Genomic DNA, 14,563 nt, shown 5'->3' on the forward strand with positions numbered 1-14,563 from the left:
ATCCTTTACCGCAATGCACCCGAACGCGCCAGCGCCCCGATGCGATAAAGCCGCCAAAGCCCGACACAGGCCGCACACAGGATCAAAACGCCAGAACCACGCGCCGTATATTGAATGTCACCGGCCTCTGAAATCGCGCCAAGAAGCGTCCCGCCCAGCGCCATGCCACCAAAGCTGGTCGCACTCCAGAAACTCATCACCCGACCCCGCAGGCGATTATCAACCGTCAGCTGCAAGGCTGTTTGCGATCCCACCCCGACAAGGGTCAGACCGCCGCCCGTCAGGGCGACCAACGGCACAGCAAGCTCGTACCACGGCGCAAAACCAAGGCCGGTCATGCCGACGGCGGCGGCAAACGCCCCAAGGATGGTCACCTTTTGATAGGCAATGGCATCTGATGAAATCCGCGACAGGATAAAGGTCGATGTCACCGCCCCGATCCCCGCACTTGATGCCAGCATGCCAAGCCCCGTGACCCCGCGGTCATAAACCGCCTCGGCAAAGACCGGCATCAGTTCAACCATGCCGGTCCCGACCAGCGAGACAAAGCAGGACAGTGCCAGAACCGATCGGATCATCGGGTGATTGAGCGCATAACTTGCCCCATCGACAAGCGATGTCCAGATACGGCGGCTTTTGGCATCGGGCGCGCGTTCCATGTGAATGGTCACCACCGAAATGACAAACACCATCGGAAGATAACTGATCGCGTTGATCATAAAGGCCGCCCCGGTGCCCCAGGTGGCAATCACCACCCCACCAACTGCAGGCCCGACCAGACGTGAGATATTGAAATTCATCGCCGCATAGGCGACCGCGCGGTTCATGAAGGCACGCGGTACAATCACCGGCACCAGCGACAACCGGATCGGCGTCATTGCACTGCCAAGAATCCCCATCGATCCGGCAAGTGTGACCATCCACTGTAAAGTCATCATGTCGGCATAGGACAGCCCCATCAAAAGGAACGAAACCGCAGCCTGCCCAAGATTAAGCAACATGGCCGTGCGCCGCAGATCGACCCGATCGGCCATCACGCCGAAAATAGGCCCAAGGAAAAAGGCCGGGGCAAAATTAAGCGCGGCAATCACACCGGTCCAGAAGGCAGATCCAGTCAAAGACCACGCCAGCCAAGACATGGCAATTTTCTGGATCCACAATCCTTGTGTCGTGATGCATTGCCCGAAAAGAAACAGCACGAAGTTACGATCGGAAAAAATCGATCTTTGTCCGCCATCCTGATCAGAGGCGGGCACAGAATCAGGATTGTTTTGGTCCGAGCCTTTGGATGGATCTGGGGCAGGGTCGGGAACGGGCACAAGGCCTCCAATCATCGGTGGGCGATCACAAACCGGGGTTGCGGTCATCATATTGGTGGCAGAGGATATGACCGGCCCGGATTTGATGGAAACCAGCGGGCAGACTAGCACGCCGATGTTTCATCATACGAAAGACGTGCCGTTCTGACACCAATTCGTGACAAATCGAAGATTGCACGCCTTCCAAAACCGGGGATTGCAACACATATCTATCTTAACCGACACGTTATAAAAAACTGATAAAATCGTCCAAGAAACCAACGCCTTATACTGGGTTAGACCTCCGGCCGGGATATTTCCACGCATGGTTCAGACATTCCGCGATATCGAACGTGAAAAGTTCGCCATCAATCCGAAGACCTGCGAATGGACCCTTCGCGCGATGACGGCTTTGCGGGCCAATATCGACATCAATATCAAGATGCACGGGCCGCGCGACCATCTGTCGCAGGGCGACATTTTCATGTTCAATCACTTCGCCCGGTTTGAAACATTTATCCCGCAATACCTGATCGCGCTTGAAACCGGGGTCTATTGCCGGTCGATCGCATCGGGCGAGTTTTTTGTCCAGGACAATACCTTTTCACGCTATCTCCGGGCGCTTGGCGGGGTTCCCAATAACTATGAGCGCCTGTTGCCGTTTCTGGCCGAGGAAGTCCTGCGGGGTGGCAAGGTGGTTGTCTTTCCCGAAGGCGGCATGGTCAAGGATCGCCGGGTTCTGACCGATATACGGCCACACCCCAAACGCCCTGATTACAGCGTCTATTCCAGATCTGCAGATACCAGGCGCGCCCACCATACCGGTGCAGCCTTGCTTGGGCTTTGCATTGATGGCTTCAAGATCGGCCTATCCACCCTGATTGATCGGGGCAAGACCGACGAACTCAACCGTTGGGCCGACCTTCTGGAACGCAGTGAAGATGACCTGCGCGCGAGCCTTGCCAAGCCGACCTTGATGTTTCCGGCCAACATTACCTTCCATCCGCTGCGCTTTGATCAGAACCTTCTGGCGCGGGCGGCTGACATGTTTACCGGCGGGCTGAGCCCCAAAATGGCCGAGGAAATGATCATCGAAGGCAATCTGATGTTCAAGAAGACCGATATGGACATCCGGTTGGGCGATCCGGTCAATCCGCGCGATCAGTTTAATTGGCTGGACCGCAGGCTGCTTGCCAAGCGGGTTGAGCAGGCCACCTGCATTGATGATCTGTTCAAGCCGGCCAAGACCCTTGAAAAAATCACCGAACGCGTCCCGCAATTTGCCATCACCCGGCATATCAAGCCGCTGCGCGATCATTGCATGTCGGTGATGTATTCCAATCTGACGATCAATGTCAGCCACCTGGCATCGCGCCTGATCATGATGTGGCTTGAGGATGGCGTAACCGAAGTTGATATAAGCCACTTTGACAGAACCCTTTATCTGGCGATCAAGAACATCCAGCAGGCCGAGAATGTCCATCTTCATCGCGGCATGCGCAATCCGGCGGACTATGTCGGTATTTTTGAGCTCAATTGTCCGCAAATCCGCTTCTTTATCGACAGTGCAGTTCAGCTTGGCCTGATTGAACGTCGCGATCAGAAATATTGCTTCCTGCCAAAATTACAGGCGGAGGCGACGTTTGATCAGATCCGCATGGACAACCCCATCATGGTCTATGCCAACGAAATGGCCCCGATCCATGCCGCTTGGCAGGCCCTTGAACGCGCGCGGATCGAGGTCGACCACCTGAGCCCGACCGATATTGCCCATCGCCGTTTTGATGATGAAATTCTGGCTTGGCAGTGGAACCACACCAAGTTCCAGAAACCGAAATATGACGCAATCAACGCCCAGGAAACCGCAACGGCTGACAGCCGCCCCTATTTGCTACTGCCCAACGGACAAAAGCAGTTTACCTGTGGCGTGTTGCTTGTGCATGGCTTTTTGGCATCCCCGGCGGAGCTTCGCGAACTGGGCGAAAAATTTGCTGCCATGGGTCATGCGGTGATGGGGGTTCGTCTTGCCGGGCACGGCACATCACCCCATGAGTTGCAAAAACGCAAATGGCCCGATTGGCTGGCATCGGTCCGGCGCGGCTATGAAATCCTGGCCCCGTTTTGCGATCAGGTGATCATTGTCGGATTTTCAACCGGCGGGGCGCTATCAGTCATTCATGCCGCTGATCACCCTGAAAAACTGCGGGCACTTGTCCTTGCCGGAACGCCGCTTAAATTCCGCAATCGAAATCTGATGTTTGTCCCACTGCTTTATGGTGCCAACAAACTGATGGGATGGATGCCATCCGCGCAGGAACTGCTCAGTTTCCGGCCCAACGAGTCCGAGCATCCCGAGATCAATTATCGCAACATTCCGATCGGCGGACTGCATCAATTGCGCCAGACCGTGGCCGAGATGCAGCGGCGCCTGCCGGATCTCGATTGCCCAACCCTGATCCTGCAGGGCGATGGCGACAAGGTTGTCGATCCGGCCAGCGCAACCATGATCCGGCGTCTGGCAACCAACGCCAGCGACATTGATGTCCAGATGCTGAAATCCGATCGTCACGGCATCGTTAACGAAGACATCGACGGCGCACATGACCGGATTATCGCCTTTGTGCTAAGCCACTGCGGCCTGCAGGACGCTCATACAGAAGCCATCCCCGCAGAGTGATACTGCCGTCTGTTTTTCTTGACGAAAAATCTGACGCATCATAGTTTGGATCCATGGATACAAACTTGATCACAACAGCACTTCGCGAAGAGATCGAAGCTGGCAGCTTGCCCCCCGGCACGGTGCTTAAGCAGGAGAATCTCGCCGCGCGCTTTGGCGTAAGTCGCCAGCCGATTCGCCACGCCCTTGAACGGCTTCACGAATCCGGTTTGCTCGAAAAACGCCCGGATAGAAGTCTTGCCGTCACTGGACTGCGCAGCAAAGACGTGCAGGAGCTTTGTCAGATTCGCATTTCGCTTGAGGTCAGCGCACTTGAGCTGTCTGCACCTAACCTGAGCCCATCAGCACTGCGTAAGGCGCGTCGCCTGAACGAAGATCTGTTTGAAGAAGAAGATCCGGACATGCTGGCAGCGCTTGATCAGGAATTCCACGCGACCCTGTATGGCGCATGCGGCAATCAAAGGTTGCTGTCGATGATCGATGGATTTCGCGGAGAGGCCAAACGTGCCTACGCCCTGCAACCCAAGGGGTCACGACCGCGAAGCGCGTTTTATGAAGAACATCAGCAAATCCTCGCCGCCCTTGAGGCCTGGGACATTGCGACTGCGCGTAAGGTTTTGACCACCCATATCGGCGTCACGGCCGGAACCCTGATCCCGATTGATAAGTCCTGAAGACCAAGGAGCCCCACCATGAGCAGTTTTGGCGCAGAAGTCACCTGGAAGCGCAAGGAAAGCGAGGTTTTCACCGATCGCCGCTATTCGCGTGGTCATGTCTGGCGCTTTGATGGCGGGGTCGAAGTTCCGGCATCTTCATCCCCGCATGTGGTGCCCCTGCCGTATTCCTTGGCAGAAAATGTCGACCCGGAAGAAGCCTTTGTCGCAGCGCTTTCAAGCTGCCACATGCTGTTTTTCCTGCATTTCGCATCCGATGCCGGGCTTTTGATTGATGCCTATGTCGATGACGCCAGCGGCATCATGGAAACGATGGATCGCAAGACCATGATCACCAAGGTCACCTTGAAGCCAAAGGTCACCTATGGTGGCACCGCACCAGATGTTGCGCTTGAGGATGAGCTGCATCACCGCGCCCACGAAGCTTGTTTTTTGGCCAATTCGGTCAAGACCGAGGTCGTGACCGAGCCGGTCCGCTAAACCCAAGTTTTGTAAACATCCTAAGCTTCCAACGGTTTCTGCGCGCAGATGGCATAGCGATGCTGTGCACCGCGTTCCAAGCCCTTGGCGAAGCTGATGTGTTTTTTCTGCGCGCTGTGAATGCGTTTCAGATCGAAATCCACCGCAATCGGATCGAACCCGGTTTGGCGCAGCATTGCCTCAACAGCATCTGCCCGTGCCCCGTTTGAAAAATGCACGCGGGCCAGAATATCTTGATGGGTCTGCATCTGTGCAATCGCCTCGACCGGTTTTCGCAAACCAAGGGTTTCAAGGAAACCAGCCATCGCCTTGTTGAATTTCGTCGCCCAGGTCGGGGAGACAAAATCACCATCAACCACCAGAAGCTTCCCACCGGGTTTCAGTACACGGAACCATTCGGCAAAGGCCACAGCCGGATCAACCAGCGTCCAGACCAGATGACGGGTGACGATCACGTCATAACTGTTATCTGCCTCAAGGGTATTTTCCGCATCACCCAGCAGGAAGGTGATTTTTGATCCGCGTTGCCTTGATTTGGCGCGCGCCTTTTCAAGCATTGCCTCCGACCAGTCCATGCCGGTCACGTTAAATCCAAGATCATGCATCAGATGGCTGATAACCCCGGTGCCACTTGCCAGATCAAGCGCCTTGCGTCCGTCACCCTTGCCGAAATGACGTTCAAACAAGGTATGCCACGCGCTGCGTTCGGCTTCTGAGAAAATCTCGTGGCCGGGTTGCTCGTCAAATGTGGCTGCACGCATTGACCAATATTCCTTGATCTCTTCGCGCAGGTTGAAGTTGCTGGCCTGATTCATGGTCTTGATGCTCTCTTGGCGGAATACCCGGATTTCTGCGGGCTAGTTAAATCTCACAGCGATAATTGCGCAATCACTAAAAAAATGATTTGCATTATCATTGCGAAAAAGATTGATTTTCATTCTCAATAACTGATAAATCGCTCGACAGGCAATCCTAATCTGAGGGAACGGGAATGAAATTTTTGGGTGTATTTGCTGCTCTGACCATGCTGGTCGCAGGCACCGCACAGGCAGCAGAATCGGTCACGGTGACCGATGTTACCGGACGTGAAGTTACAGTCGAAGTACCAGTGCAGAAGGTCATTCTGGGCGAAGGCCGCCTGATCTATGGTCTGGCGACGCTCGACAGTGAAGACCCGTTCCAGCGTGTTGTCGGCTGGCGCGATGACCTGAAGAAGGCTGATCCGCAGACCTACGACATCTATGCTGCGAAATACCCGCGCATTGACGACATTCCGACCTTTGGCGGCATTAAAGACGGCACATTCGACATCGAACAGGCCATTTCGGTTAATCCGGACGTCGTGATCATGAACCTTGAAGCCAAGGCTGCGACCGAAGACGGCGGTTTTGATGAAAAACTCGCTGCTGTTGGTATTCCGCTGGTCTATATCGACTTTCGCGAAGCGCCGATGAAAAACACCGAGACCAGCATGAAGATCCTTGGCCAACTCACCGGCAAGGAAGATCGTGCGGCCGAATTCATCAAGTTCCGTTCTGACAGCATCAAGAACGTGACCGATCGCATTGCCAAGGCAAATCCGGAAAAACCGCAGGTCTTCATTGAACGTGCTGCGGGTTATTCCGATGAATGCTGCATGTCGTTTGGCAACGAGAACTTCGGCACGATGGTCGAAATGGCTGGCGGCGTGAACATCGCAGCATCCATCATCCCGGGCACCTTTGGCACGATCAACCCGGAACAGGTTGTGGCCTCCAACCCCGATCAGTTCGTTGGCACCGGTGCCAGCTGGGAAGCCTATTCCCCGGGTGGTGCGTGGGTCGGTCTTGGACCGGATGCCGATATGGTTGAAGCACGCCGCAAACTGGTTGGCTTGATGGAACGCCCGGCCTTCACCGGCATCAAGGCGGTCGAGAACGGCGAAATTCACGCTGTCTGGCACCAGTTCTATAACAGTCCGTACCAGTTCGTAGTGATCGAACAAATGGCGAAATGGTTCCACCCGGACCTCTTTGCCGATATCGATCCGGAAGCAACCTTCAAGGAACTGCACGAACGCTTCCTGCCGCTGGATTACCAGCCGGGCTACTTCATCTCGATCAGTGATACAGCCACAAACTAATGACGACCAACCAACTCAGTGTCGAAGCCGGGAGCGTGCATTACAAGGCACGCTCCCTGCGTCGTTTCATGCTCCTGCTTGCAATGGCGGGCGCATTATTTCTTTCATTTGCCATCGATCTGGCAACGGGCCCGGCGAACTATCCACTATCCGATGTGATCGCCACCCTGCTTGATCCATCCTCGGCGACTGATCAGTTGCGTGTGGTGATCTGGGATATCCGCATGCCGGTCGCACTCATGGCGCTGACCGTGGGCGCGGCGCTGTCGACCGCTGGCGCGCAGATGCAGACCATCCTTGCCAACCCGCTGGCTAGCCCGTTTACGTTGGGCATTTCAGCCGCCGCCGGGTTTGGCGCGGCGCTGGCGCTTGTACTGGGGGTCGCCCTTCTACCGGCCTTTGTTGAATTCATCATTCCGCTCAATGCCTTCATCATGGCGATGGGCACGGCCCTGATCATTCATTTCTTCAGCCGCATGCGTGGCGTGACGGTTGAAACCATCGTGTTGCTTGGCATTGCGCTGGTCTTTACCTTCAATGCGCTTTTGGCCCTTTTGCAGTATCTGGCAAGTGAACAGGCCCTTGCGGCCGTTGTCTTCTGGACGATGGGGTCACTGGTCAAGGCGACCTGGACAAAGGTGGCGGTAACCGCCATTGCTGTCGTTATCGCCATTCCGCTGTTTGCCCGTCAGGCATGGGCATTGACCGCCCTTCGTCTGGGTGATGCCAAGGCGGAAAGCTTTGGGGTGAATGTGCAGGGGCTTCGTCTGCGCACCATGCTCATTGTAAGCCTTCTGGCCGCCATTCCGGTTTCCTTTGTCGGCACCATCGGCTTCATCGGACTTGTCGGGCCACATATTGCCCGCATGCTGGTGGGTGAAGATCAACGCTTCTTCCTGCCGGCATCGATCCTGTGTGGTGCCCTGATCCTGTCGGCAACGTCCGTGTTGTCAAAGCTGCTCATCCCGGGCGCCATCCTGCCCATCGGGGTGATTACCGCCCTTGTCGGTGTACCCTTCTTCTTCTCGCTGATTTTCGCAAGTCGGAGGAAATCATGGTAACGTTGCGTCTCGAAAATATCGGAACCCGTTATGGCAAGGTGCAGGTGGTATCTGATGTTACCACCCCGACCATCCAGCCTGGCACTGTCACTGCCGTCATCGGTCCGAATGCGGCCGGAAAATCCAGCCTGTTTCGCCGCGTGGCCGGCCTTGCAAAGGGCGATGGTATTGTTGACCTCGGATCACACCGCAAGGAACGCAATACGATTTGTTATATGCCTCAGGATACTGGCTCAACCGCGGTGCTGTCGGTCTATGAATCGATTATTCTGGCCGCCAAGCAGGGATCAAGCCTGCGCGTGCGGGCAGATGAACTGGCACGTATTGATGATATTCTGGCCGCCCTTCGTATTGGCGATCTCGCCGCGCGTAACTTGGGTGAACTTAGCGGCGGGCAACGCCAGTTGGTCGCCATTGCCCAGACGTTGGTGCGTGATCCGAAAATCCTTTTGATGGATGAACCGACATCAGCCCTTGATCTACATCGCCAGATGGAAGTCCTGTCCTTTATGCGTGATGTCGCCAAGGGCCAAAACATCATCGTCCTGATCGCCATTCACGACCTCAACCACGCCCTGCAATATTGCGATCAGGCCATGGCCATCCGCAATGGCAAGATGGTCGCATTCGGTCCGTGTTCTGATGTCATCGACAGCGACCTTCTGCGCGATGTCTATCAGGTTGATGGCCATGTTGAACTCAATTCGCTTGGCCATCCGCATATCGTCCTGCGCGGCCCGAGTGATGAAACCAACAGTCGGCACAACACGGCCACGGCCCGCAAGACCCTGACGGAGGTCGCACAGGCTGCACAATAGAAAGGCGCGCCTTTCCCTGTGATTAAAAACTTTGCATTTGAGGCATTTTCTGGTTCCATGGACAAATGATGATCATGCATCGCAACAGCGTCATGTTTGGCGCTGTTTTCCTTTGCGGACAGGTGCAAAAATCCCTGGCGATGTCTTTCATGCTTCAGGAGGCAGAACTTGCAGACCGGCGCGCCATTCAGTTTTGAACGCTTTACCTTTCCCGATCTGAAAACCCTGTTGGCAAAGGCAAGCCCGCTTCGGTCCGGCGATTTGCTGGCCGGGCTTGCGGCAAGCTCGGATGAAGAACGGGTGGCGGCGCGCTTTGCGCTGGCCGATGTGCCGCTTATACAGTTTCTGAGCGAGGCACTGGTCCCTTACGAGGATGACGACGTCACCCGCATGATCATTGATGATCATGATGCAGATGCCTTTGCACCGGTATCCTCGATGACCGTCGGCGATTTTCGAAACTGGCTTCTGACCGATGACGCCACCCCCGAAGCACTTAAACATCTGGCACCCGGCCTGACGCCCGAAATGGTCGCGGCGGTGTCAAAACTGATGCGTAATCAGGACCTGATCGCGGTTGCCAAGAAATGCCATGTGGTGACGGCCTTTCGCAATACGATCGGGCTGCCCGGCCATCTTTCGGTGCGCCTGCAACCCAATCATCCGACCGATGATCCTGCCGGTGTTGCGGCTTCGATCCTTGATGGTCTGATGCATGGCAGCGGCGATGCGGTGATTGGCATCAACCCGGCCACCGACAGCCCCGAAGCCATGATCGAACTTCTTAAACTCATCGACGAGGTCCGTGAAAGGATCGACATCCCGACCCAGTCGTGCGTTTTGGCCCATGTCACAACGGCAATTGATGTGATGGCGCGCAATGCCCCGGTTGATCTGGTGTTCCAATCCATCGCCGGTACACAAAAGGCCAATGAAAGCTTTGGCATCACCCAAGCCATGCTGGCCGAGGCCGAAGACGCCGCCAAGGGGCTTAAGCGCGGCACGGTCGGCAACAATGTGATGTATTTTGAAACTGGGCAGGGTGCCGCGCTTTCGGCCGATGCCCACGAAGGCATTGATCAGCAAACTGTCGAGGCGCGTGCCTATGCAGTCGCGCGCAAATATTCGCCGCTTCTGGTCAATACGGTGGTCGGCTTCATCGGCCCGGAATATCTGTTTGACGGCAAACAGATCACCCGCGCCGGGCTTGAGGACCATTTTTGTGGAAAGTTGCTTGGCGTGCCGATGGGATGCGATGTTTGCTATACCAACCATGCCGAGGCCGATCAGGATGACATGGACAACCTGTTGACCCTTCTGGGGGTTTCTGGCTGTAACTTCGTCATTGGCGTCCCGGGCGCGGATGACATCATGCTCAATTACCAAAGCACAAGCTTCCATGATGCGATGTATCTGCGTTCGGTGCTGGGTCTGCAACCGGCCCCGGAATTTGCCGCCTGGCTGCGCAAGATGGAAATCCTTGATCAGCATGGCCGAACCCGTCCGCAACTTGACGGGCAGGCAGCGCAAAACCTTCTGGCATGGTCGGGGGCCGCTTAAATGAGCAATCTGACCAACAAGAAAATCCCGAGCGGCCTTGATCCCTGGAATACGCTTCGTGCCCATACCGATGCCCGTATCGGCCTTGGCCGGGTGGGCGACGGGTTGCCGACCGAACGGCTGCTTGAATTCCAAATGGCGCATGCACGCGCCCGGGATTCGGTGCATATGGCCTTTGAACCCAACACCGTGCGCGACCAGCTTGATGGGCTGGATCACGCAATCCTTGATATCCATTCCGCAGCATCAGATCGACCGACCTATTTGCAGCGACCCGATCTTGGCCGGTTGCTGGACGAAGACTCTGTTGCAGCACTTGGCAAGCACGCCGGGGATTATGATGTTGCGTTCATTCTGGCTGATGGCTTGTCTGCCCGCGCCACCCATGACCATGCGGCCAATACCTTGAAGCTGATCCTTGATCACTTGGGGGAAAGCTGGTCGGTCGCGCCGATCACACTGGCCACCCAGTCACGTGTCGGACTGGGTGATGAAATCGGTGCTGCGTTGGGCGCCAAGCTGACCGTGATGCTGATCGGTGAACGCCCGGGGCTTTCGAGCGCGGATTCGCTTGGCTGCTATCTGACCTGGGGGCCAAGGCGCGGGCGATCTAACGCCGATCGCAACTGTGTTTCCAACATCCGTCCGGCGGGCTTAAACCCGGAAAAGGCCGCGAAAAAGATCGCTTATCTGATGGTCGAATCGCGCAAGATGGGTCTGTCGGGTGTGGCGCTTAAGGACAACTCATCCAATCCCGAGCTAATCGATAGGTAGAACATGGGTCTTGGCAGCAAACGCGCCTAGACCTCTAGCGCCTCAAGTCCCTCTGCCACCATCACTGGATCAAACTCGGTGATATGGTAATCGGCCAGATCATGTTGATGGAACGGATCGCGGGTCAGTTCATCTTCCAGTGCAGCACGATCACCCTTGGCAAGGATCACGCCGCCATCGCGCGGTATCTTGCGCCCAGATGCCAGAAACATGCCCTTGGCATAGGCCTGCTTTAGCCACGCGATATGGTCCTCGATATGCGCATCGACCTGTTCAAGCGGAACCTTGTAGGTCAGCGAGACAACAAACATTGCTGATTTTTCCTTTTAGATTCGAAGGGTTGAGGTTGCGCACAATCCGGCGTTTCGTTGCTGATCACAAATCACATTTTGGCGATCAAGCAGCTTTATGCACCGTCGGTTTTGCTCCCCATCCGGGTAAGAAGACGTTCGATGCGATCTGCATGGGCGGCCTCGACCCGTGCCAGGCTTTCAAACCATGCAGCGATATCTTCTAGGCCCTCTTCACGCGCGATGCGGGCCATTTCGGGATAAGCCGTTTCGGCCTCGTCCTTTTCCTGTGCGATCGCCGCTTCAAGGTTCAGGCGGGTGGTGCCCAGTTCTTTGCCAGTCAACGGATCGCCAGCCGTTTCAAGAAATTCCAGATGACCGAATGCATGGCCAGTTTCGGCCTCGGCCGCGGTGCGAAACAGCTCGGCTGCCTCGGTATAGCCTTCGATGTCGGCCTGCTGGGCAAAGTAAAGATAACGACGATTGGTTTGTGCCTCGGCGGCAAAGGCCGCGCGCAGGTTTGCCTCGGTACGTGTTCCCTTAAGCGCCATGTGCGCTGTTCCTTGTTATTGTTCGCCCAATACAGCGTTGTTGTATGAGCCAAAGTCGCAAAAATTAAGGCGACAAAACCAAGTGGTCTTGCCGCCCTTTATGTGTCGTGAAATCCGCCACCGTCAAGCAGAGCAGGGGCAATTGCACTGATCAGGTGTCAGATTTCATCTGCCTGTCACCTGCGCAAGGCTGCGCAAATAACGGCTGCGAGATGTCTTAGGCTGCGTCCTTCGCCGCCTGGTTGCGACGCAGTCGGAATACCAGATCAACCGATGCCAGTTCCGTGCCGTTGGGCATGTTCGGAATGTTGGCGATCTTGACGTCACCGGCCGGGATGTCAGACAGCATGCCGTCTTCTTCGCAATAGAAATGGTAATGCGGTTCGGTGTTGGTATCGAAATAGGACCGACCCGAATCAATCACGATTTCATTGAGAAGGCGCGCATCAGTGAACTGGTGCAGCGTGTTGTAAACCGTTGCCAGCGATACCTTGATATTGTTGCTCATGGCTTCGGAATGCAGCTGTTCTGCTGTGACATGACGATGGCCGTCATCAAACAGCAAACGTGCCAGTGCCAGACGCTGACGCGTCGGACGCAGATTGGCATCCTTGAGCCGGTTAAGCGCGTTGGTATATGGACGCGATGTATGTCCCATAGCTTTGCCCCTTTGTCGTGGTCGGGCCAAAATCATGATGGCCCTAATGAATGCTGGGGACAGACTAAAGAACCCGGACGCGTTGTTCTTTGATTTTGATCAACTATAATCGCGGGATGAAATACTGCGAAATACAAACAAAAAGGGCCGGTAAAAACCGGCCCTTTTTTATTTGGTCTGATGTCAGGATCAGTCGCCCGTCATGATGCGGTCGACCAGTTCCTTCACAGTCGGAATATTGCCGTTGGCGTAGAACGGGTCTTCGCCAAACTTGTAGGCATTGTGACCGGCAAACATCAGTTCATTTTCGACTTTGGCGCCATGGGCAATGCTCTGGAGCGTCTTCTGGATACAGAAGGAACGCGGGTCTGCACGCTTGCCAGTGGTGCCTTCATGCTGTTCCCAGTTGGAGAACTGGCACTGTGACAGGCAACCCATGCAGTCGATCTGATCTTTCTTGATCGTCAGTGCGCTTTCCGGGGTGACAAACACCATGGTGTCATCCGGGGTCGGCATGCCTTCGGTATACCCGGCTTCAAGCCAAGCCTTGACCTTGTCGGCATCGTCTTCACGCACATAGATCGGACGGCCACGACGGCCCAGCGGAATACCGACATGCAGATCCGCCTCGGCGGTACGCGAATAGCGTACCTGACGATCAGAACGCTGATGCAGATCTTCAAGGAACGCATTGCGCACAGCCGAGCTATAGAAGCCAGTCGGGCTGAATTTATGCAGCGACACGTCACCATTCCTAAGACTGGTCAGGCGCTGTTTCCATTCGTCGGAAATCTCGCTTTCCTGGGTCAGAAGCGGACGAGTCCCGAACTGGAAGGCCACCGGGGCCACTTCGGGGTTGTCGATCCAGTCTTCGAAATCACGCAGGAACCAGACACCGCCTGCCATGATGATCGGAACATCATTCAGACCAACGGAATTCATGAATTCACGAAGGGCTGCAACACGCGGGAACGGATCCTCGGGCACCAGCGGATCTTCGGAATTCGACAGACCATTATGGCCGCCAGCGCGCCACGGATCTTCGTAAACCACGCCACCCAGCCATTCGGGGGTCTTTTTATAGGCCCGCAGCCACAATGCACGGAAAGCACGGGCTGACGAGACAATCGGATAATAGTGAACGCCGTATTGCGCAGAAATCTGAGCAATCTTGTAGGGCATACCGGCACCACAGGTTACCCCGTGGATCAGGCCTTTGGCACCTTCAAGAACGCCGTGAAGGATCGGTTCGGCACCGCCCATTTCCCACAATACGTTCATGTGCAGACGGCCTTCGCCGTTCCGCATTTCATGTGCGATCTGTGCTTGTGCAATACCACCACGAATGCCGTAGGCAATCAGTTCCTGATGGCGGTCACTGCGGGTTTTTCCTGCATATTCGATCGGGACCAGATTGCCGTTCTCATCATAAGAATCGGCATTCACAGCGGAAAAAGTCCCGATACCACCGGCAGCAGCCCATGCGCCGGAACTTTTACCCGTCGATACAGCAACGCCTTTGCCACCTTCGATAACTGGCAAGACTTCTTTACCCGACATGACGAGCGGTTTAAGGGCTTTCAAATTCGTCTCTCCCATT

General features: G+C 55.5%; 14 protein-coding genes. 8 read left to right on the plus strand and 6 right to left on the minus strand.

Features of this window, described 5'->3' with window-relative positions:
• Positions 1-5 precede the first annotated feature (5 nt).
• A complete protein-coding gene (locus AC5Q5A_RS00270; RefSeq protein WP_493893928.1) occupies positions 6-1,256 on the minus strand; it encodes an MFS transporter in 1,251 nt (416 codons plus the stop codon).
• A gap of 367 nt (positions 1,257-1,623) precedes the next feature.
• On the opposite strand from AC5Q5A_RS00270, the gene AC5Q5A_RS00275 reads away from it, so the two are divergent.
• The 3 genes from AC5Q5A_RS00275 (at position 1,624) to AC5Q5A_RS00285 (ending at position 5,129) form a co-directional block, all read left to right on the plus strand.
• The gene (locus AC5Q5A_RS00275; protein WP_493893929.1) at positions 1,624-3,975 is read left to right on the plus strand and encodes an alpha/beta hydrolase; all 2,352 of its coding nucleotides are present in this window, start codon (positions 1,624-1,626) and stop codon (positions 3,973-3,975) included.
• A 65-nt stretch (positions 3,976-4,040) separates the two neighbouring features.
• Positions 4,041-4,649: a GntR family transcriptional regulator gene (locus AC5Q5A_RS00280; RefSeq protein ID WP_493893930.1), complete on the plus strand. Its 609-nt coding sequence runs from the start codon at positions 4,041-4,043 to the stop codon at positions 4,647-4,649.
• A gap of 18 nt (positions 4,650-4,667) precedes the next feature.
• Positions 4,668-5,129 carry an OsmC family protein gene (locus AC5Q5A_RS00285; protein ID WP_210516063.1) on the plus strand — a complete coding sequence of 154 codons (462 nt, stop codon included), beginning with the start codon at positions 4,668-4,670 and terminating at the stop codon, positions 5,127-5,129.
• A gap of 20 nt (positions 5,130-5,149) precedes the next feature.
• Here AC5Q5A_RS00285 and AC5Q5A_RS00290 read toward each other — a convergent pair whose 3' ends face one another.
• On the minus strand, positions 5,150-5,944 hold the full coding sequence (locus tag AC5Q5A_RS00290; RefSeq protein WP_493893931.1) for a class I SAM-dependent methyltransferase: 795 nt from the start codon (positions 5,942-5,944) through the stop codon (positions 5,150-5,152).
• A gap of 176 nt (positions 5,945-6,120) precedes the next feature.
• Here AC5Q5A_RS00290 and AC5Q5A_RS00295 point away from each other — a divergent pair, with 176 nt between their 5' ends.
• The 5 genes from AC5Q5A_RS00295 (at position 6,121) to eutC (ending at position 11,464) form a co-directional block, all read left to right on the plus strand.
• Positions 6,121-7,251: an ABC transporter substrate-binding protein gene (locus AC5Q5A_RS00295; RefSeq protein ID WP_493893932.1), complete on the plus strand. Its 1,131-nt coding sequence runs from the start codon at positions 6,121-6,123 to the stop codon at positions 7,249-7,251.
• Positions 7,251-8,312: a FecCD family ABC transporter permease gene (locus AC5Q5A_RS00300; RefSeq protein ID WP_493893933.1), complete on the plus strand. Its 1,062-nt coding sequence runs from the start codon at positions 7,251-7,253 to the stop codon at positions 8,310-8,312. The genes AC5Q5A_RS00295 and AC5Q5A_RS00300 overlap by 1 nt, the downstream gene beginning before the upstream one ends.
• A complete protein-coding gene (locus tag AC5Q5A_RS00305; RefSeq protein WP_008888883.1) occupies positions 8,306-9,130 on the plus strand; it encodes an ABC transporter ATP-binding protein in 825 nt (274 codons plus the stop codon). The genes AC5Q5A_RS00300 and AC5Q5A_RS00305 overlap by 7 nt, the downstream gene beginning before the upstream one ends.
• Positions 9,131-9,298: 168 nt before the next feature.
• Complete coding sequence (locus tag AC5Q5A_RS00310) at positions 9,299-10,690, plus strand: ethanolamine ammonia-lyase subunit EutB (protein ID WP_493893934.1); 1,392 nt, start codon at positions 9,299-9,301, stop codon at positions 10,688-10,690.
• On the plus strand, positions 10,691-11,464 hold the full coding sequence (eutC, locus tag AC5Q5A_RS00315) for an ethanolamine ammonia-lyase subunit EutC (RefSeq protein WP_493893935.1): 774 nt from the start codon (positions 10,691-10,693) through the stop codon (positions 11,462-11,464).
• Positions 11,465-11,490: 26 nt separating this feature from the next.
• On the opposite strand, the gene AC5Q5A_RS00320 is transcribed toward eutC, so the two are convergent.
• The 4 genes from AC5Q5A_RS00320 to AC5Q5A_RS00335 all read right to left on the minus strand — a co-directional run bounded on the left by AC5Q5A_RS00320 (position 11,491) and on the right by AC5Q5A_RS00335 (position 14,547).
• Complete coding sequence (locus tag AC5Q5A_RS00320) at positions 11,491-11,775, minus strand: YciI family protein (protein WP_493893936.1); 285 nt, start codon at positions 11,773-11,775, stop codon at positions 11,491-11,493.
• Between the two features lie 95 nt (positions 11,776-11,870).
• Positions 11,871-12,305, minus strand: a complete 435-nt coding sequence (locus tag AC5Q5A_RS00325; protein WP_064787992.1) for a rubrerythrin family protein — start codon at positions 12,303-12,305, stop codon at positions 11,871-11,873.
• Positions 12,306-12,522: 217 nt separating this feature from the next.
• Positions 12,523-12,963: an iron response transcriptional regulator IrrA gene (gene irrA / locus AC5Q5A_RS00330; protein WP_063086087.1), complete on the minus strand. Its 441-nt coding sequence runs from the start codon at positions 12,961-12,963 to the stop codon at positions 12,523-12,525.
• Positions 12,964-13,152: 189 nt separating this feature from the next.
• The gene (locus AC5Q5A_RS00335; protein WP_493893937.1) at positions 13,153-14,547 is read right to left on the minus strand and encodes an NAD(P)H-dependent flavin oxidoreductase; all 1,395 of its coding nucleotides are present in this window, start codon (positions 14,545-14,547) and stop codon (positions 13,153-13,155) included.
• Positions 14,548-14,563: the final 16 nt, after the last annotated feature.

This window comes from Thalassospira sp. CA1 (assembly GCF_059052855.1).